This window comes from uncultured Gemella sp., assembly GCF_963515875.1.
GTDB lineage: Bacteria > Bacillota > Bacilli > Staphylococcales > Gemellaceae > Gemella.
In genome coordinates this window covers 1-19,687 of sequence record NZ_CAUPZX010000034.1, presented here as the reverse complement: position 1 = coordinate 19,687, position 19,687 = coordinate 1, and the positions used below count along the sequence as shown (strand labels likewise).

Below are 19,687 nucleotides of genomic sequence, written 5' to 3'. Positions count from 1 at the left end.
AAATACTAAACAAAAATAACTGAATATTTTGTCCAACTTTTTGGGTGCAGTACCACTTTGGCTAGGTAAGATGGTTATATAAAACTATTTCACGAGCCACCGTCTTTAAAACGGCTCTCTCTTTTCATAATTTTATTTTATCATAAACATAATTTAATTGCAATAATTTTGTCAGATTGTAATTGTACAGACGATTATTGGAATAAATCTATTGATTGTTTCAGTAGTTAGTGCATGTATTGTAGCGTTAAAAAAGACAATAAAAAATAACCATCTTTATACTTTGGCAGGTTAATAACTAAACCAGAGCCACCGTCTTTAAAACGGCTCTCTCTTTATATATTTATATTTTAGCATATATAAGGTAAGAAATCAAAGATTTTAATAAAAATCCCCCATCGAAAATTATTGGTGGGGAAAATGTCAGGATATAAATTTGTATTTATCTTGTATTTAGTTTTTAAAAGTAAACTATATCAAGTTTCTTTGTGAATATACTACTTTTATTTTTACTCATCGAGCTTTAGATACTAAAATATTTTATTTATAAATAAAATATTATTGAAGTATTATTCCCCTAAATATTTAATATATATTTGACATGGATTCCATTCGTCCCATAAGGTAGGAAAACATTCTAATTCTTTATATCCCATTGCGATATAGAATTCATTAGTAATATCATATTCTTTGTAGTGTCCCATTTTTACAGTTTTCACCTGTGAGTAGGAATATCCAAGATTTTTTGCCATATTTTCAAATTCTGTATTTAGTTTTGTTCCAATTCCCATTCTATGAAATTTTTTCTTTATACCCATTACAAAAATATCTGCAGTATCCTTACTTGTTGCGTTTAATACGATAAAACCTGCAACTTCATCATCTGCATAGCAAGCCAAAAACGGTTTATCTTGTGAATCTTTAATATACTCTTTTGTACTTTCAGGTAGACCAAACCATTCAGGAAGGTCGTAAAGGACCTCTTTTGATATTATTTCTTTTTCTTTCTTGTCTATTATTTTTTTAATTATTAAATCCATATTATTTTTCTCTTAAAATTATAATTTCATTTAATTATAACACAGATAAGGTGTTGAATGTATTATTTTTGATTACCTATTTTTATATTTATATTTTAACATATGGGCAACAAGAACTAATAATCTTTTCCTCACTTTGTTCGTTAAGATTAAAGTTCTTGTTGCATACGCTGTACCTAAGAATTATGTCGTCGTTAAACTTCTAATAATTTAAATGTACACCGCATTACTCCCACTCAATAGTTGCTGGTGGCTTACTAGTAATGTCGTAAACTACGCGGTTAACGTGAGCAACTTCGTTTACGATGCGAGCTGAGATTTCTTCAAGTATTTCAAATGGAATATGAGCCCAGCTTGCTGTCATACCGTCAATACTTGTTACAGCACGGACTGCAACAGTGTAATCGTAAGTACGAACATCTCCCATAACCCCTACTGAGCGAATATCAGGAAGACATGTGAAGTATTGCCAGATTTCTCCTTCTAATCCACGTTTAGCAATAACATCACGTAAGATGAAGTCACTATCACGAACGATTTGAAGTTTTTCTTCTGTTACTTCTCCAAGAACACGAATACCAAGTCCTGGTCCTGGGAATGGTTGACGCCAAACGATTTCGTGAGGTAGACCAAGTGCTTCTCCTAATGCACGAACTTCATCTTTGAATAGAGTGTTAAGTGGTTCGATTAGAGAAAAACGCATATCTTCTGGTAATCCACCTACGTTGTGGTGTGATTTAATTGTCTGTGCATTCTTAGTTCCAGATTCAATAACGTCAGTATAAAGAGTACCTTGAGCTAAGAATGGCACGTCGTGAAGTTTAGCGCATTCTTCATCGAATACATAAACGAATTCATTTCCGATGATTTTACGTTTTTTCTCAGGATCACTTACACCTTTAAGTTTTCCAAGGAATTTGTCTTTAGCATCGACTTTGATTAGATTCATGTTGAAACCACCTTCGATTTCTTTACTGAATGTGTTCATTACAGCTTCAGCTTCCCCTTTACGAAGTAAACCGTGGTCGATAAACATACAGATTAGTTGATCCCCAATTGCTTTATCTAGTAGGGCTGCAACAACTGATGAATCTACACCACCAGAAAGAGCACAAAGAACTTTTTGATCTCCAACTTCCGCACGAATTTCTTCAATTTTCTCATCGATAAAGTTTTGGATAGTCCAGTTTTCAGTACATTTACATACGTTGCGGATAAAGTTTTTAATTAAGTCATAACCGTATTCTGAGTGACGTACTTCTGGGTGGAATTGGAAGCAGTAGAAGTCTTTTTCTACGTTTTCAGCAGCTGCGATAGGACAGTTGTCACTTGTTGCTACAACTTTAAATCCATCAGCAAGTTCAACAACTTTATCAGAGTGACTCATTAATACTTGTTGAGAAGCAGGAGTACCTTCGAATAGTTTAGCTCCTGGAGTTACGTCAACATTGTGAGCACCGTATTCTCTACTTGTAGCAGATTCAACTTTTCCTCCTAGTTTGTGTTGCATAAGTTGCATTCCGTAGCAAATTCCTAATACAGGAATACCTAGGTTGAAAATCTCGTCATCAATTGTAAGAGAGTTTTCTTCATATACTGAGTTAGGTCCACCTGAAAGGATAATTCCTTTAGGGTTCATTTTTTTAATTTCTTCAATAGAAATTTCATTGTCATGTAGCTCAGAATAAACACCAAGTTCACGTACACGACGAGTGATAAGTTGGTTATATTGACTACCGAAGTCAAGAACTAATATAAATTCGTGTTTCACGGTTTTCCTCCTAAAATATACTTTTATTAATATAAACTATTATATCAAGAAGTCGAAGATATGTAAAATCTTAAATGTTAGAATTTTTGTGATTTTTTTTTGTAAAACATCGAATTTCTAACGAAAAAATGGTTAAAGACGAATTTTAACTTTATGAAAAGGATAAAAAATTCGTAAAATAAGATTTTAACTTTTCAAAAAAAACGATAATTTTGATTTATACGAATTATAGGCGAGAGAAAATTTTATTAAATTTTTTTTGAAAATGTTATAATAAGTTTATAGAAAGTAGGAGGAAAAATAATGGTAAGAGCATATATTGGAACATATACCAAGGCAACTAGCGAAGGAATATATTTAGTTGAGTTATCTGAAAAAGGAAAAGTACTAGAAGTTAGAAATGTAGCAAAAGTTGACAATCCAACATATTTAGCATTGTCTAATGATAATAAATATTTATATAGTGTATCAAGAGTAGATGGAAAAGGTGCTGTTACAAGCTTTAACGTTCAAGAAAATGAAACTTTAAAAGAATTAACATCTGTAGCTCAGGAAGGTAATCCTCCTTGTTATGTAGATTTAAACTCTGATAAAAGTATTTTATTATCAGCGAACTATCATTTAGGTACAATTGATAGTTACTCTGTTGAAAATGGTGAGCTTATTAAACTTTTATCAACAGACCATCATGAAGGAAATGGAGTGCATGAAAGACAAGAGAAACCGCATGTGCATTTTTCTGGATTTACCCCAAGTGAAAAATATGTCTTCTCATGTGATTTAGGAACTGATGAGATTACATCATATAAGCTTAATACAGGGGTTTTAGAAAAAGTAGCTACTTTTAAAGTTAAAGATGGAAGTGGGGTTCGTCATATAGTGTTTAGTAGCGATGAGAAACAAGCTTTTGTTATGACGGAGCTTACTAGTGAAATTATCGCTTTTGATTATGATGGAGAAGGGAATTTGACAAATCCAACATATTATCCTACATTGCCAAAAGATTTTGTACTAGAAAACAAAGGTAGTGCTATAAAAATTTCAAATGACAATAGATTTATTTATGTTTCAAATAGAGGACAAGATGCAATTGTTGTCTTTGAAAATACTGATAAAGGACTAGAGATGGTTCAAACTGTTAGTACTTTTGGTGAAGGTCCTAGAGATTTTGATTTATCAAAGGATAATAACTTAGCTATAGCAACAAATGAGAATAGTGGGACAATTACAGTTTACACAGTTAATAAGAAAACAGGAGAGCTAACTGTTGTTGCTTCTGAGGTAGTTGTACCAGAGGCAGTTTGTGCTAAATTTATTTAAATAGATACTTTTATTGAGTTTAGAAATAAGAAGAAACCTAAGGTGAGATAATCTCATCTTAGGTTTCAATTTTATGAATTTCTTTTTTTTACAACAAAAAATGGTGCCCCAAAATTACAATATTCTAGTATATAATCTTCTAGGTTGTTGATATTTTTTGGGTTATTGTTATCTTTGGTTAAAATAAATCCACTTAGTCGTAGTTTATCATGAGAAATATCTCCAACTATGTAGGGTTTATTTTTTAGTACATCTACTAATTTTTCTTCAAATGTTTCTTTTTGAAATGCATCTTTGAAATTGTAGACAAGCTCATATATTGCACCATCAACTTCGAAGACTAAATTATTTTGATCCATAGTTAATCCTTTCTAATAGCTTGTTTCATTACGTATAATGCAGCAAAAACAAGAGTATATATAGCTAATACACCAGTAGCAAAGAACTTGGTGCGGTCTATTATGATAGTTGTTTTTTCTAGATTTCCTTTATTGTTAAAGTTATCGTCATTAATGAAAGTTGCTTTAACTTTTGCAAGTTTTCCTGCTGAATCATTAGATTTAAAGTCGGCAAAGACAGTCCCTTCATTAGCAGATATTGTTTCATATTTTTGGAAAAGAAGAATTTTTTTATTCATAAGCAAGTACGTTACATCTCTTATTGAGTGTTTTTCATAAAATAAATCGTAAATATCATTTTCAAAAGTGATACGTTCGCTGTTGATTGTATAAGTCCCCGCTTTAAGTGCAAGTTTATAATTATAGTTTGTAAATAAGTAATCATAAGTTTTTTGAAGTTTTTCAAAATATGATGTCTTATCGTCGTTTTGATTTAACACAGTGATGATTAATTTTGTATTACCACTATATGCGTAAGTTATACTATTCTTATCAGAATAATCGAGTCCAAGAACTCTAAATTTATCAGACTCCTTAAATTCAACAGTATTCTTGATTAATTCTCCAGTAGATAGAGTAAATTCTGGATTTTTTGTTATTTCTGTAATCTTAGGATAACTTTTTAGTATTAAACTAGTAAGGAAAGAAATATTTTTCGCAGTACTAGTATTTTTTTCGCTATTATCCAATGATTCTAATTGTGTATCATGAAGAGACATAGCCCCTAGTATGTCTTTAGCTTTTTCAAGGTTTACATTAAAATGGTTGAAAACAGTCTGATTTAAACTATTAGAATTCTCATTTTCTAATAAGAATATTGCATCTTTGACAGTGATTGATGACTCATATTTGTATTTTGATAAGATTTCATCATTAGATGCAATTGTAAGTTGTGTTTCTAATGTTATTTTATTATTTTTTAAATTATCAGCAAGTAGGTAAAGTGCAAGATAGTTTGGTAGTTTGCCTACAGATACTTTTTTATTTTCTCCGCGTTTAGAAATGATTTTACCTGTATTTAATTCCGAAACAACAAGATGAGCATTAACATCGCTGAAGTTTGTAACTGCATTGTTATCTAAAAATGTATCATCAGCTTTTGAAAAGTTTGGAATTAGAAATATAAGAAGTAAAATCAAAATACTAATTTTTTTTAGTTTCATTATTTAAAATCCTTTATTTCGAAGTTGTTCAAGTTAGAATCTTTCATTATTATAAATTTATAAAAGATTTAACTTAAACATATACTTTCTAGTATATTACAAAATAAGGAAAAATTCCAATAAGAAGTAGATACATTTTCAAAAATATTGAAGAACATTCAAAAATTTGAAAGTAATAGATAAAATGGTATAATTAAGTGATATTTGATTAAAATAAGAGAAAGTTGAGACTTGAAATGAAATATGATGTAATTGTAATAGGTCTTGGTAGTGCAGGGCTTATGATAGCTGATAGACTGAATGATAGTGGTTTAAAAGTTCTGGTTCTCGAGCAAAATAGAAGAGCAGGGATAAAATTACTTTTAACAGGGAATGGTCGTTGTAATGTTATGAGTAGTGATAACGCTGAAGATTTTGTAGCTGCAGTTCACAATGGAAGATTTTTGAGAACTGCTTATCACAAATATAATGTTAAGAAATTTTTTGATAAGCATAATTTAAAATTAAAACAAGAAAATAGAAGGTTATATCCTGCTAGTGAAAAGGCTAGAGATGTAGTAAATGCATTTAAAATAGATCATGCAAAGATAAACTATAAAGAAAAAGTAGAAGACTTGATATTTGAAGATGAAAAGTTAGTAGGGGTAAAAACAAATGTAGATACTTACTATGGAAGAAATATTGTAGTCTGTGCAGGTGGAAAGACATATCCGCAAAGTGGGAGTGACGGTTCGTTACATAAGATTCTAAAGAAGCATGGAGTAAAAATTACTAAAATATATCCTAGTGAAGTTGCGCTAGTTTTTGATGACTTCAGAGAGCTATCAGGTGTAGCTTTACAAAATGTTAGAATGTTCCATAAGAAAAATGAAAGAAATGGAGATTTATTATTCACTCACAAAGGTTTAAGTGGTCCGCTATCAATTTCTATGGGAGAGTTTGTAGCACGTTATCCAGAGGATAAATTTTATCTAGATTTCTATCCTGAATTGAATGAAGAGGAATTATTTTCTAAACTTTGGGAAGATAATAAATTTTTAAATGGGAAATTACCAAAAAGCTTTTATAATTTTATGATAGAAAATCATTTCCCGGAAAATGTAAGTAAAAAAGAATTGAGGAAGTTTGTAACGAAAATTAAACGTTATGAATTAACAAATGTAAAAACTATGCCGCTAGAACATGCATTTACTACTGCTGGTGGAGTAGATCTTAAGGTAGTAAGTCCAAAAACATGTAGTCATAAAAAAATAGAGAATTTGTACTTTGCAGGAGAGATTTTAGACTTACATGGAGAAATTGGCGGCTATAATTTAATGGTTGCATGGTTTACAGGTATGGTTGTAGCTGACGCTATAAAAGAAAAATATGGAATAGAATAAGAAGGATAGCACTAAAAGGGATATACAAAATCTCTATTAGTGTTATTTTTTGTTTACTTTTATTCAAAGTGATAGTATAATAGTTTTATTGAATTTAAAGATGAAAGGTAAAGAAAAGTGAAAAAACATTTTAAAAAAATACTAACGACACTGCTGATTATAGTGGTTGTTGCATTTGGTTTTATTGGAAACTATTTTTATAACTTTGGATTGAATCCGAAGGTTGATAAGAGTGCTATCGTAAATCAAGATAGTGATGGAAGTAAAGAGGATAAAACAGCTTTAAACAAATGGTTTGATGAAACGAAGCAAACTGTTGAGATGGAGTCTGTTACTAAAAATAAACTTGTAGGATATAAATTTGTTAATCCAGACGCTAAAAAATGGATATTTGTAGTTCATGGATACACTAGTGATGCTAAGAAAATGGTTAATTATATCAAAAAATTCTATGATATGGGTTATAGTGTTTTCGCACCAGATTTAATAGCTCACGGTAATAGTGAAGGTGAGTTTATTTCTATGGGTGGTTACGACTCTGATGATTTAGTTAATTGGGTAAAGAAAATATCATCAGAAAATAATAATGCTGATACTGCATTATTCGGAATCAGCATGGGGGCAGCTACAGTAATGAACGCAGTAGGTAAGGATTTACCATCTAACGTAAAAACTTTTATTGAAGATAGTGGTTATGTGAATTTAAAAGTAGAATTCACATATCAGTTGAAAAAATTATTTAATTTACCGAGTTTCCCTGTAATTCCGGCGGCAAATACGGTGACGAAGATAAGAGCTGGATATTTCTTTGGTGATGTAGATGCAACAAAAGCTTTAAAAGAAACTAAACTTCCTGCATTAGTATTACACGGGGAAGAAGATGGTTTTGTACCGATTGAACATGGGAAAGCTGCTTATGATTTAATAAATTCTAAAAAAGAATTTCACAGTTTCCCAGGTATGAAACACGTTCAAGCTGAAAGAAAATTCAGAGATCAATATTGGAATATTGTAGGTGAATTTTTAAAGAAAAATTTTGAATAATAAAGGAGAAGACGATTGAAATAAATGTCAATCGTCTTTTTTCTTTTTATGAAATACTCAATTTAAATAATTTTTTTGAGATTTATTTATGACTATTAGATTACTATTAGTTATTCCCCTACAACAACTAATTCTTTGTTAAGTTTGTTTAGAACTTCACATCCGTCTTCTGTCACAAGAACAAGATCTTCAATACGAACACCGAATTCACCTGGAAGATAGATACCTGGTTCAATTGAGAAAATCATACCTGGTTCACATTTAGTTTCATTTACACTAGAAATATCCCCGTATTCGTGGCATTCAAGTCCGATGTGGTGACCTGTACGGTGAGTAAAGAATTCACCATATCCTTTTTCTGTAATGTAGTCACGACAAGCTGCATCGATATCGCAGAATCTAACACCTGGTTTAACAAGAGCTACACCGCGTTTTTGAGCTTCTAATACTGTTTCAAATACTTCGCGAGCTTTTTCACTTGGTTGTTTCCAAAATACTGTACGAGTCATATCAGAACAGTAATTGTCTTTAATTCCACCCATATCGATAATGATAGAATCGCCTGGTTTTAGATATCTGTCTCCTACTGTTCCGTGAGGATTAGCTCCATTTGCTCCGTATCCGATGATTGGATCAAATGATAGACCTTCAACTCCTAAATCTTCGTGGATAGCTAGTAAGTCTTTAACAATATCTTTTTCAGATTTTTCAGCAGCAATACTGTTGATAACTCGTTGACAAGCTTCATCGTTTAGAAGAGAAGCACGGCGCATAAGTTCACGTTCTTCTTCGTCTTTAATCATACGAACACGGTCAACTATTTGTGATACATCAACGAATTTGCTTTCTGGTAGATATTCCATAAGAGGTAATAAGAATCTTGCAGGAAGAACTTTGTCAATACCGACTACTGCACCATTTGGAATAGCTTTAGCTAGAGTTTCTAATGGTTTATCAGTATCAGAATACACAACTTTTTCTAATCCAAGATCTTTTTCTAATGGGAATAAAGCGTTGATGAATAGTTTGTGATTACCATTTTCATCAAGAAGTACTGCGTAAAATCTTTCACCGGGATGCTCTAGGTGCCCTGTTAAATAGAAGATTGAATAAGGATCGCTAATAAGTGCTTGATTGATACCTTGTTCTTTCATTTTAGATAAAATTTTATTAGTTCTTGAAAGTTTCATATTATACAACTCCTTTAAAAATATTATGAACTTTAATATAATTATAACACTTAGAATAACTAATTTCAATAGTGATAAATAAATACTTGTATCGTTTTCGAGAAAATAGTTGAATGATAAAATATGTTGTGATATAATAAAGAAAAAAAGTGGTTATCCACTAAAGAAAGAAGGGGTTTTTATGTCAGAAACGGTTAAACATAAACCGTGGGGTTTTTATATGAGTTCAATCACGTTCGGAATAGAGCGTTGTGCTTACTATTCTTCTAAATGGCTGATTATCATTTATGTTACAGCAGCTGTGATTTCTGGAGGAATGGGCGAAAGTGGTCTTGGACTAGGGAAAGTTGAAGGTGCTGCGATGCAGTCGAACTTAGTAGCATTCACTTATCTTGCGCCAGTATTATTAGGTTTTATCGCGGATAAGTTGATGGGGGCTAGATATCTGATTCCAGTAGGTCTTACATTAATGGGATTAGGTTATGGTTATGCAGGTTTTGTAGGTTCATATACTTCATTGTGGGTAATGATTATTTTAGTTTCAATTGGAACTGGATTTTTCAAAGGAAACCTTCAAGCGGTAGTAGGGCGAATTTTTGAGGGGGATCAAAAACGTAAAGACGATGCTTTCTCAACAATGTATTCATTTATTAACATGGGATCTTTCGTTGGTACTACAGCAGTTGGGCTTTTATATGTTAAACTTGCTACAGCAAGTTCAAACGGATATCTGCAATGTTTCAAAATAGCTGGATTGCTTTGTATCTTTGGGGCTATTTGGTTTGTTTTAGGTTATAAGTCTTTAGGAGAAGTAGGTAAACGTCCATTTGCTGAAGGTGAAGAAAAACACGAAACTAAAGTTAAAGTAAATCGTTCATTAGAAAAATATGAAGTTCGTCGTGTATATTCTATAGTAATCATTTCATTACTATCAGTTATCTTCTGGACATTCTGGTATTTAACTTACGTAATCTTATATGATTACATGCCAAAATTTGTTGATGATAAATTAGGTACATTTACAGTTCCAACTTCTTGGTTAGATTCTCTTAATGGTTTAGGATGTATTATTTTAGGTCCTATCTTAGGGGCTTTATGGTATAAACTTGCTAACCGTCCGCAAGGAGACTGGAGTTTATACAAAAAAGCATCAATCGCGTTATTCCTTCTTGGAGCAACGTTTGGTGTTCTAGCATTAACAGAAGTAAGTCGTGGTGTAGGAGCACCTGAAACTCAAAAAGCTAGTATTCTTTGGGTTGTATTATTCTTTATTGTTCTGAGTGTAGCTGAGATGTTCTTCTCTCCACTTGGACCATCATTCGTATCTAAATATGCGCCAAAACACATCTTATCAATCATGATGGCTGTTTGGATTGTTGCAACATTCGGTGCTGCTAAAGGATATGGTCTTCTATATGCAGCAGTAGCAGAAGTTCCAATTATTACATTATCTATAGGGATTGGTGTTGTCTGTGTAGTAGTAGCAGCATTAGTATTTATTTTCGAGAAAAAACTTGCTTCGCTTGTTGAATTACGTGAAGGTGAAACACTAGTAGAAGAATAAAAATATTAAATAATAAGTGGGGATGTAAATTCCTACTTATTATTTTTGTATAAAAACAAATAAGCAGTTGTTAAAATATAATGATAATATTGAGTTTTTTATAATATTATGTGAAATATTTTAATTATAAATAGCAGTAGTATATATGTAAAAAATATCTTATTTTTATAATATATAAAATATAAAATTTTATTTTTTATTAATAATGAAAAAATATTGATTTTATGATAAAATTAAAGTGTAATAAAAAATGCACAATAGGAGGTGCTAGTATGGCAGAGTTAAGAACGTTATATCCTGCTATTAAAGAGAATTTCTCTAAAATGTTAAAGGTTGATGATACTCATACGATTTATTATGAGGAAAGTGGGAATCCTCAAGGGGTACCGGTAGTATTTTTACATGGGGGTCCTGGATGCGGAACAGCTCCAAGTTGTAGACAATATTTCGATCCTGAATTCTATCGTATAATTCTATTTGATCAACGAGGAAGTGGAAAATCTACTCCACATGCATGTTTAGAAAATAATGATACTTGGCATATCATAGAGGACATGGAAAAAATAAGAGAAGATCTAAACATTGAAAAATGGTTAGTATTCGGTGGAAGTTGGGGTTCTACTTTATCTCTTTGTTACGCCATTAAACATCCTGAACGTGTTCTTGGATTAGTTTTACGTGGTATATTCCTAGGACGTAGAGAGGATATTTTATGGATCTATGAAAAAGGAGGAGCTAGCAATATCCATCCTGAATCGTTTGAAAGATATGAGAGTATTATTCCAAAAGAAGAACGTCATGATATGATTAGAGCATATTATAAACGTCTTACAAGTGAAGATAGACAAACGAGAGAAGTTGCTGCCAAAGAATGGAGTATGTGGGAAGGTAGTCTTGTGACATTACATCCGGATCCTAACTTAGAGCAAAGCTTTGGTGAGATTAATTATGCAATCTCTATGGCGACAATTGAATGCCACTTCTGGATGAATAATATGTTCTGGGATGATGATGATTGGATTTTAAGTAATATAGATGTAATTAAGGATATCCCTACTACTATTGCTCATGGTCGTTTCGATGTTGACTGTCGAGCAATAGGTGCTTACGAATTAAGTAAAAAATTAAATAACTGTAAATTAGATATTGTTGTGGCTGGTCACTCTTCAGGTGAGCCTGCAATTATTGATTCTTTAGTAAAATCAACTGATTATTTCAAAGAACTATTAAAATAAGTAATATTTAGAAGAAAGGCTATAGCGATATTGTTGCTGTAGTCTTTGTCTTTATAATAACGTTATTTTTAGTATTTTGAAAAAAATTTTATATATTTTGTCATATTGGTGAAAAGCATAGTGTTATGTGTTAAAATAGTAAGTGTACTAACTTTTATTAATTAACTGTAAATTAACAAAGAATTTTTCCGCTTAATTGTAAAAGAAAGTAGATTTAGAAAATAAATTATAAAGGAGTAAGGAAGATGACAGTAAAAGAAAGAATTGCTCAATTAAGAGTGTTAATGGAAAAAAATGATATCGATGTATACATGGTTCCAACTGCTGACTTTCATAATAGTGAATATGTAGGAGAACATTTTAAAGCTCGTGCGTTTATGAGTGGATTTACAGGTTCTGCAGGAACTTTAGTTGTTACTAAAGACTTTGCTGGTTTATGGACTGATGGTAGATACTTCTTGCAAGGAGCTCAACAGCTAGAAGGATCTGGTATTGAATTACAGAAAATGAGAGAGCCGGGAGTTCCGACTATTGCGGAGTTTATTGTTGAAAATACGCCAGAAAATGGAGTTTTAGGTTTTGATGGGCGTGTTGTAACTTTCGGTGAAGGAAAAGATTTAGCAACTAGATTAAAACGTAAAAATGCTACGGTAAAATATGAAGTGGATTTAGTAGATGAGATTTGGACAGATCGTCCATCCCTATCTGAAGCGCCTGCATTTTACTTAAATCTAGAAAGAGCAGGAGAATCTGTTGCTAGTAAACTAGAAAGGGTGCGTAAAGAAATGCATGAAGTAGGTGCTAACATTCATGTCATTACGACTCTTGATGATATTGGTTGGTTGCTAAATATTCGTGGTATGGATGTGGATTTCTTCCCATTACTACTTAGCTATGCTGTTGTTTATGAAGATAAAGTGGATTTATATGTTGATAAAAGAAAATTCTCTGATGAAATAAAACAACACTTAGCAGAAAATCATGTAACTATTAAACCTTATAATGATGTATATGCAGATGTGAAAAAATTCTCTAGAAATGATGTAGTTTTAGTTGACCCAGGTTGTCTAAACTATGCAGTATTTAACAATATTCCAAAAGAAATTACACTTGTAGAACGAAGAAATCCTACAATTCTTATGAAAGCAATAAAAAATGAAGTCGAGCTTAAACATACAATTCATGCTCATGTCAAAGATGGTATTGCTCATACTAAATTTATTTATTGGTTAAAACAATTAGTTAAACAAGGTATAAGTGAACAAGAGGATGAACTTTCTGCATCTGATAAACTAGTGGAATTTAGAAAAGAACAAGGTGGCTACATTTGTCCAAGTTTTGCTCCTATTTGTGGACATGCCGAAAATGGTGCAATTATTCACTATTCTTCTTCAAAAGAAACATCTATTCCACTACGTACAGGAACATTTTTCTTAACTGATACAGGTGCACATTATGAGGAAGGATCAACTGACATCACTCGTACAACTGCAATGGGTGAAGTTAGTGACAAGTTAAAACGTGACTATACTAGAGTGCTTCAATGTCATTTGCGTCTATCTAGATTAAAATTCTTAGAAGGAATGTCTGGTGCAAATGTCGACTTATTTGCTCGTGCTCCGTTAATGTATAATTATGAAAACTTTAATCACGGAACAGGACATGGAGTGGGTTATTTAGGTAACATTCATGAAGGACCTCAAGGTATTCACTGGGGGATTTATCGTGCTGCTGAACCATTTAAAGATGGTATGACAATGACTAATGAGCCGGGATTATATATTTCAGGGTCACATGGTATTCGTCTGGAAAATGAGCTTATCATTAGAAATACTGTAAAAAATGAATATGGTCAATTTATGGAATTTGAAGTTATGACTTTTGTACCTTGGGATTTAGAAGCGATAGATGTATCTCTTCTTACGAGTGAAGATAAATATGAGTTAAATAACTACCATAAAAAAGTTTTTGAAGTATTAGCACCACACTTTGGAGGGGAAGAACTAGAGTGGTTAAAACAAGCTACTAGAGAAGTATAATTTATAGAGAAGCGGTTTTGCAAATGGTCTAAATTTAAAAAAAAGGTTTGACCTGGTGTTATATTGATGTCTAAATTCTCTTTATAAAAGCTTCTTAGATATTTAATAAACTTTGAGGGAGTGATTCTACAGAATCGATTTCTTTGAAATCATGATTTCTGAGTCGCTCCCTTTTACTAATAATCTTTTTAAAAAGTGATATAATAAAAGACAGACGATTTAATTAAGTGAATTAATAATTTTTTATGTCGTAGATTAATGGAAAAATTGAGGAGAATCATATGGATTTAAATACACAATTAAAAAAATATGCGCAGCTTATAGCTAAAGTAGGATTAAATGTTCAAAAAGATCAACCGGTACTAGTTCGTGCGAGTACAGAAACACGAGAATTTGTAGTGAAAGTTGTAGAAGCTTGTTATGAATTAGGAGCGAAAAGAGTAACTGTAGAATGGCGTGATCAAGAACTTACGAAGTTAAATTTGAATTATCAAACAGAAGAAAATCTAAGTACGGTAGGGCAATGGTATATTGATCAATATCAAGCAGAGTTAGATGAAGGCGCTGCGTTCTTATCTATAATTGGCGATGATCCAGACGGTTTAGCAGGTGTTGATAGTGCAAAATTAAAAGCATCGATGGTTGGGCGCTCAAAAGCGATGCGTAATTATATGAAATCGATAATGAGTGATGAATGTCCATGGTGTGTAGTTAGTTCTTCTACAGTGGGTTGGGCGAAAAGACTATTTCCTGAATTAAGTGATGAAGAAGCATATTTAAAACTTTGGAATCATATACTAAGTGCTTGCCGCTCTACTGGAGATGATCCTATTGCTGAGTGGGAAGAACATATAAAAGTATTAGATGAAAAAGCTAAATTCTTACATGAAAATGAGCTAGTAAAACTTCATATTACAAATGATCTTGGAACTGATTTATATGTTGGTTTACCAAAAGATCATATATGGCAAAGTGCGGGTAGTTATGCGAAAAAAGCAGGTCGTTTTGTGGCTAATATTCCAACTGAGGAAGTTTTTACAATGCCTCATAAAGATCAAACTAATGGTATAGTTTACAATGCTAAACCTTTAAATTATAGTGGAGTGTTAATAGATAACTTCTGGCTAAAATTTGAAAATGGTAAGGTGGTTGATTTTGGAGCGGAACGTGGGTATGATGTTCTAAAAAATCTATTAGAGACAGATGAAGGTTCTAGAAAGATTGGGGAAATGGCTTTAGTGCCATTTGATTCACCAATTTCTAATACGAAAATCTTATTCTTAGAAACGCTATTTGATGAAAATGCCGCATGCCATATTGCTCTTGGGAAAGCATATCCAACATGTGTAAAAGGTGGACCGGAGATGAGTGATGAACAATTAGCTGAGGTTGGAGCTAATGACAGTCTAGTTCATGTTGATTTCATGATTGGAGAAGCAACAACTAATATTACTGGATATACAGTCGATGGAAAAGAAGTGGCAATTTTTAAAGATGGAAATTGGGCTTAAAGATAATTTTTAGTTAGTATGGGAGTGATTCAAAAATCTTGATTTCGGAAAATCGATTTTGCTGTATCACTTCCATTTTTCTAATGTGTCTAGAGGTATTTTTTTAAAATATATGGCTATTATTTGCGAAAAATAAATAAATATGTGATAATAGATTGTACTAACATTTAGAGGTGATTAAATGCGTTTGGATAAATTTTTAAAAGTTTCAAGAATTATAAAAAGAAGAACAGTTGCGAATGAAGTATCATCTGAAGGGCATATTGCAATTAATGGAAAAAAAGCAAAACCCTCAAGTGCTCTAAAAGTAGGAGATAAAATTACTATTTATTTTGCAAAAAAAGAAGTAGTATATGAAGTTTTAGAACTTAAAGATAGCACGAAAAAAGAAGATGCAACAAAAATGTTCAAGATTTTATCGGAAAAAATAAGAGAAGTAGAAAATGAGAGAACAGAACAGTCAATTTAAAAAAGACGTACTAAAAGCAAAAGCAAAATATAGAAAACGTCGTAAATTTATTATCTTAGCAATTATGACTTTCGCATTGACTATTACATTGTTGCAAACATTTTTATATATTCGAGATAAAAAACAAATTAATGCACAATTGGCAGAACAAAATCAAATGATTGAGAATTTGGATAAGGAAAATAAAGTTAATGAACTAGTTATAGATAAGCTTAGAGATCCGTATTTTATCACTGATTTAGTAAGGCAAGAATATGGACTGAGCTATCAGGGAGAGGTGATTTTCAATATACCATTACAAGAGAATTTTCTTCAAACTACCATAAAATCAATTATGGAAGGTAAATTAGAGAAATCAGATGATAATAATGGTAGAATTGACGATAGTAAGATACCTGAATTGGCGAAAAAAGATAATAAAAAATCAACTTCTAAAAAAGAATCTGATAAAACTAAAGATGCATCAACAGATAAAAAAGCTAGCGATAAAAAAACTAGTGATAATACTTCAGAAAAAGATGAAGATAATAAGCAAGATGATAATAAAAGTCAAAGAGTAACTGATAATACAAATTCAAACACTAATAATCAAAGAAGTAATAGAGGATAGTCCTAGGTTACTTCTTTTTTTATATGTTAACTTTTAATCAATAAAATTTTCTAAGTAGTGTTGCAATAAGGGTATTATAAAAAATACTTTTGGTGATTAATTCACGGAATGGTTGATTTAACAGTGTTTGTATAGATTTATGTTGTATGAATTATAATTTTTAATGTTAAATTTAAGTATAAATATTTGTTAAAAAGATTGTAAAATGTTAATATAGTAAGTAATAAATTTATCGTAGATATAACTCGGAGGAAATTATGAATAAATATCTAGGTGATGCACTGCATACTGATCTTTACCAAATAAATATGGGATATGCTTACTTTAAGGATGGAATACACGAAAGAAAGTCGTATTTTGATGTTTATTTCAGAAAAATCCCTTTTGGAGGCGGGTATGCTGTATTCGCTGGACTAGCTAAAATTATAGATTATGTAAATTCATTTAGATTTACTGAGTCTGATATAGACTTTTTACGTCAATTAGGATATGAGGAAGATTATCTAAATTATTTAAGTGATATGAAATTCACTGGTAATATAAGGTCTGTTAAAGAGGGTGAAATTGTTTTTGGGAATGAGCCTTTATTAAGAATCGAAGCTCCTCTTATACAAGCTCAAATAATGGAAACAGCAATTTTGAATGTGGTAAATTATCAAATTTTAATAGCTACAAAAGCGGCTCGAATTAAACATTTATGCCCAGATGAAGTTTGTATGGAATTTGGTACTCGTCGTGCTCATGAATTTGATGCGGCAATATGGGGAACTCGTGCTTCTATTATAGGTGGTTTTAATGCAACAAGTAACGTGAAAGCAGCAAAACTATTTAATATTCCATGTAGTGGAACACATGCTCATTCATTTGTTCAGGCTTATGAGGATGAGAAAATTGCATTTAAAAAATATGCAGCTGCACATAAGGATTGTTACTTTTTAGTTGATACATATGATACATTACGTTCGGGTATTCCTACAGCTATAGAAGTGGCAAATGAACTAAAAGATGAAATTAACTTTTTAGGAATTAGATTGGATTCGGGAGATATAGCATATCTTTCAAAGGAAGCTAGAAAAATGTTGGATGCAGCAGGTTATCCGGATGCCAAGATAGTAGCTTCTAATGACTTAGATGAAGATACGATTACTCACTTGAAACAACAAGGTGCAAAAATTGATGCGTGGGGTGTTGGGACTAAGTTGATTACAGCCTATGACAATCCGGCGCTAGGAGCGGTATACAAGTTAGCATGTTTAGAAGATGATAATGGAAATATGGTAGATAGATTGAAGGTCTCTGAAAATCCTGCAAAACTAACTATTCCTGGGATAAAAAGAGTATATAGAATAATAAATAAGGATACAGGAATGGCTGCTGGTGATTATATAGCTTTAGAAAATGAGGATGTAAGTGCTGAAGTTAGTATAAAATTATTCCACCCAACTCATACTTATTTAGAAAAAGAAGTTAGGAATTTTGAGGCTCGTGACTTGCATACAGATATATTTGTAAACGGGGTACAGGTGTATGAAGTTCCTACTGTTCAAGAAAGTGCTCAATATTTTAAGAAAAATAAAAAATTGCTGTGGAATGAATATTTACGCTTATTAAATCCTGAATTTTATCCTGTAGATTTAAGTTCAAAATGTTGGGAAAATAGAAATTCTATATTGAAAAGAGTAACGAAAAAGTCGAATTAAATAGGTGAATATATGACATTACAACAAGAAGTAATAAAAAAATTAAGATGTAAAGCTGAGATAAACGTTGATGAAGAAATTCGTTTAACAATAAACTTTTTAAAAGATTATATTAAAAAAAATTCATTCATTAAAAGTTTAGTATTAGGAATATCAGGAGGGCAAGATTCTACGCTGTGCGGAAAGTTATGCCAAATGGCTATTGATGAATTGAAGTCTGAAACGAAAGAAAATTATAAATTTATTGCTGTAAGATTGCCTTATGGGGAGCAGTTTGATGAAGCGGATTGTAATGATGCATTAGAATTTATTAATCCAGATAAAGTGTTTACAGTGAATATAAAAGAAGCGGTGGATGCGAGCGTGGAATCATTAAAATTAGCGGGCGTAGAAATTACAGATTTTGCTAAAGGTAACGAAAAAGCCCGAGAAAGAATGAAAGCTCAGTACTCAATAGCGACTATGAATAAAGGAATAGTAGTTGGTACTGATCACGCTGCAGAAGCGATAACTGGATTCTTTACAAAGTATGGAGATGGTGGTGCAGATATTATGCCTTTATTTAGATTGAATAAACGTCAAGGTAAAGCATTATTGAAATTCTTAGGTTGTCCAGAACATCTATATATGAAAAAACCAACTGCAGATCTAGAAGAAGAGAGACCAGCATTAGAAGATGAAGTAGCATTAGGAGTAACATATGATAATATAGATGATTATTTAGAAGGTAAAAAAGTTACTGATGAGATAAGAGAAAAAATAGAAGCGCATTATCTGCGTTCAGAGCATAAAAGAAATTTACCGGTTACCGTTTTTAATTTTTACAATATATAGAAGAAACTAAAAAAGAGGATGCTAACATAGGGTAGTATCCTCTTATACTATGCGGATATAAAAAAATTGAAGAGAAAAGTTGAAGTTATGTTGACATAATTATAGCTTGATGATAGAATAGTAGAAGTCTTGGAAGACGATAGCTATGTTAACTATTAACAAAAAAAGTTTTAAAAAAGAACTTGACATAATTAATACTTAATGTTAGAATAGTAAAAGTCTTCTGATAGAAGACGAACAATAAAACATTTCAAAATTACGAATGTTAAGAAATTATTAAAAACTCTTGACAAAATAAAAAAGAAATGGTAAACTTAAAAAGTCTTTAGAAAAGACAATGTTAATTATTTCAAAGAAGTAATCGTTTAAAAAGATTTTTAAAAAATATAAAAAACTTATTGACAAAAACTTATTGAA

The 19,687-nt window shown here is 31.6% G+C and carries 16 protein-coding genes; 11 read left to right on the top strand and 5 right to left on the bottom strand.

Annotated features, from left to right (window positions below; genetic code table 11):
• Positions 1-569 precede the first annotated feature (569 nt).
• On the bottom strand, positions 570-1,040 hold the full coding sequence (locus tag RWL85_RS06460; RefSeq protein WP_314086243.1) for a GNAT family N-acetyltransferase: 471 nt from the start codon (positions 1,038-1,040) through the stop codon (positions 570-572).
• Positions 1,041-1,266: 226 nt separating this feature from the next.
• Entirely contained in the window at positions 1,267-2,811 is a 1,545-nt protein-coding gene (guaA, locus tag RWL85_RS06455; protein ID WP_314086241.1) for a glutamine-hydrolyzing GMP synthase, read from the bottom strand.
• Between the two features lie 303 nt (positions 2,812-3,114).
• On the opposite strand from guaA, the gene RWL85_RS06450 reads away from it, so the two are divergent.
• The gene (locus RWL85_RS06450) at positions 3,115-4,131 is read left to right on the top strand and encodes a lactonase family protein (protein WP_314086238.1); all 1,017 of its coding nucleotides are present in this window, start codon (positions 3,115-3,117) and stop codon (positions 4,129-4,131) included.
• 71 nt (positions 4,132-4,202) lie between these two features.
• Here RWL85_RS06450 and RWL85_RS06445 read toward each other — a convergent pair whose 3' ends face one another.
• Together RWL85_RS06445 and RWL85_RS06440 are read right to left on the bottom strand one after the other, a co-directional pair.
• The gene (locus RWL85_RS06445) at positions 4,203-4,490 is read right to left on the bottom strand and encodes a YutD-like domain-containing protein (RefSeq protein ID WP_314086235.1); all 288 of its coding nucleotides are present in this window, start codon (positions 4,488-4,490) and stop codon (positions 4,203-4,205) included.
• 2 nt (positions 4,491-4,492) lie between these two features.
• Positions 4,493-5,692, bottom strand: coding sequence for a hypothetical protein (locus RWL85_RS06440; protein ID WP_314086232.1), 1,200 nt, complete (start codon positions 5,690-5,692; stop codon positions 4,493-4,495).
• Positions 5,693-5,928: 236 nt separating this feature from the next.
• Between RWL85_RS06440 and RWL85_RS06435 the strand changes: the two genes are divergently transcribed.
• Both RWL85_RS06435 and RWL85_RS06430 read left to right on the top strand, forming a co-directional pair.
• Positions 5,929-7,074, top strand: coding sequence for an aminoacetone oxidase family FAD-binding enzyme (locus tag RWL85_RS06435; protein ID WP_314086229.1), 1,146 nt, complete (start codon positions 5,929-5,931; stop codon positions 7,072-7,074).
• Between the two features lie 117 nt (positions 7,075-7,191).
• The gene (locus tag RWL85_RS06430; RefSeq protein ID WP_314086227.1) at positions 7,192-8,118 is read left to right on the top strand and encodes an alpha/beta fold hydrolase; all 927 of its coding nucleotides are present in this window, start codon (positions 7,192-7,194) and stop codon (positions 8,116-8,118) included.
• Between the two features lie 110 nt (positions 8,119-8,228).
• Here RWL85_RS06430 and RWL85_RS06425 read toward each other — a convergent pair whose 3' ends face one another.
• Entirely contained in the window at positions 8,229-9,308 is a 1,080-nt protein-coding gene (locus tag RWL85_RS06425) for a Xaa-Pro peptidase family protein (protein WP_314086225.1), read from the bottom strand.
• Positions 9,309-9,489: 181 nt separating this feature from the next.
• Between RWL85_RS06425 and RWL85_RS06420 the strand changes: the two genes are divergently transcribed.
• From RWL85_RS06420 to nadE, 8 genes are all read left to right on the top strand, one after another.
• Positions 9,490-10,872 (top strand): peptide MFS transporter, encoded by a 1,383-nt coding sequence (locus tag RWL85_RS06420; RefSeq protein WP_314086223.1) that lies wholly within the window; start codon positions 9,490-9,492, stop codon positions 10,870-10,872.
• A gap of 272 nt (positions 10,873-11,144) precedes the next feature.
• Positions 11,145-12,107: a prolyl aminopeptidase gene (gene pip, locus RWL85_RS06415; RefSeq protein WP_314086221.1), complete on the top strand. Its 963-nt coding sequence runs from the start codon at positions 11,145-11,147 to the stop codon at positions 12,105-12,107.
• A 245-nt stretch (positions 12,108-12,352) separates the two neighbouring features.
• Positions 12,353-14,146 carry an aminopeptidase P family N-terminal domain-containing protein gene (locus RWL85_RS06410; protein ID WP_314086219.1) on the top strand — a complete coding sequence of 598 codons (1,794 nt, stop codon included), beginning with the start codon at positions 12,353-12,355 and terminating at the stop codon, positions 14,144-14,146.
• A gap of 281 nt (positions 14,147-14,427) precedes the next feature.
• Positions 14,428-15,657, top strand: coding sequence for an aminopeptidase (locus RWL85_RS06405; protein ID WP_314086217.1), 1,230 nt, complete (start codon positions 14,428-14,430; stop codon positions 15,655-15,657).
• 181 nt (positions 15,658-15,838) lie between these two features.
• Positions 15,839-16,126, top strand: a complete 288-nt coding sequence (locus tag RWL85_RS06400; RefSeq protein ID WP_314086215.1) for an RNA-binding S4 domain-containing protein — start codon at positions 15,839-15,841, stop codon at positions 16,124-16,126.
• On the top strand, positions 16,101-16,736 hold the full coding sequence (locus RWL85_RS06395) for a septum formation initiator family protein (RefSeq protein WP_314086213.1): 636 nt from the start codon (positions 16,101-16,103) through the stop codon (positions 16,734-16,736). Before RWL85_RS06400 ends, RWL85_RS06395 begins: the two co-directional genes overlap by 26 nt.
• A 257-nt stretch (positions 16,737-16,993) precedes the next feature.
• Positions 16,994-18,436, top strand: coding sequence for a nicotinate phosphoribosyltransferase (locus RWL85_RS06390; protein ID WP_314086211.1), 1,443 nt, complete (start codon positions 16,994-16,996; stop codon positions 18,434-18,436).
• Between the two features lie 12 nt (positions 18,437-18,448).
• Positions 18,449-19,270 carry an ammonia-dependent NAD(+) synthetase gene (gene nadE / locus RWL85_RS06385; protein WP_314086208.1) on the top strand — a complete coding sequence of 274 codons (822 nt, stop codon included), beginning with the start codon at positions 18,449-18,451 and terminating at the stop codon, positions 19,268-19,270.
• The last annotated feature ends 417 nt before the right edge of the window (positions 19,271-19,687 follow it).

Coding starts and splice junctions, on each gene's coding strand:
- RWL85_RS06425 (WP_314086225.1), bottom strand. CDS start 9,308: ATGAAACTTTCAAGAACTAATAAAATTTTATCTAAAATGAAAGAACAA.
- RWL85_RS06460 (WP_314086243.1), bottom strand. CDS start 1,040: ATGGATTTAATAATTAAAAAAATAATAGACAAGAAAGAAAAAGAAATA.
- RWL85_RS06400 (WP_314086215.1), top strand. CDS start 15,839: ATGCGTTTGGATAAATTTTTAAAAGTTTCAAGAATTATAAAAAGAAGA.
- pip (WP_314086221.1), top strand. CDS start 11,145: ATGGCAGAGTTAAGAACGTTATATCCTGCTATTAAAGAGAATTTCTCT.
- RWL85_RS06445 (WP_314086235.1), bottom strand. CDS start 4,490: ATGGATCAAAATAATTTAGTCTTCGAAGTTGATGGTGCAATATATGAG.
- RWL85_RS06450 (WP_314086238.1), top strand. CDS start 3,115: ATGGTAAGAGCATATATTGGAACATATACCAAGGCAACTAGCGAAGGA.
- nadE (WP_314086208.1), top strand. CDS start 18,449: ATGACATTACAACAAGAAGTAATAAAAAAATTAAGATGTAAAGCTGAG.
- RWL85_RS06405 (WP_314086217.1), top strand. CDS start 14,428: ATGGATTTAAATACACAATTAAAAAAATATGCGCAGCTTATAGCTAAA.
- RWL85_RS06440 (WP_314086232.1), bottom strand. CDS start 5,692: ATGAAACTAAAAAAAATTAGTATTTTGATTTTACTTCTTATATTTCTA.
- RWL85_RS06395 (WP_314086213.1), top strand. CDS start 16,101: ATGAGAGAACAGAACAGTCAATTTAAAAAAGACGTACTAAAAGCAAAA.
- RWL85_RS06435 (WP_314086229.1), top strand. CDS start 5,929: ATGAAATATGATGTAATTGTAATAGGTCTTGGTAGTGCAGGGCTTATG.
- RWL85_RS06420 (WP_314086223.1), top strand. CDS start 9,490: ATGTCAGAAACGGTTAAACATAAACCGTGGGGTTTTTATATGAGTTCA.
- RWL85_RS06410 (WP_314086219.1), top strand. CDS start 12,353: ATGACAGTAAAAGAAAGAATTGCTCAATTAAGAGTGTTAATGGAAAAA.
- RWL85_RS06390 (WP_314086211.1), top strand. CDS start 16,994: ATGAATAAATATCTAGGTGATGCACTGCATACTGATCTTTACCAAATA.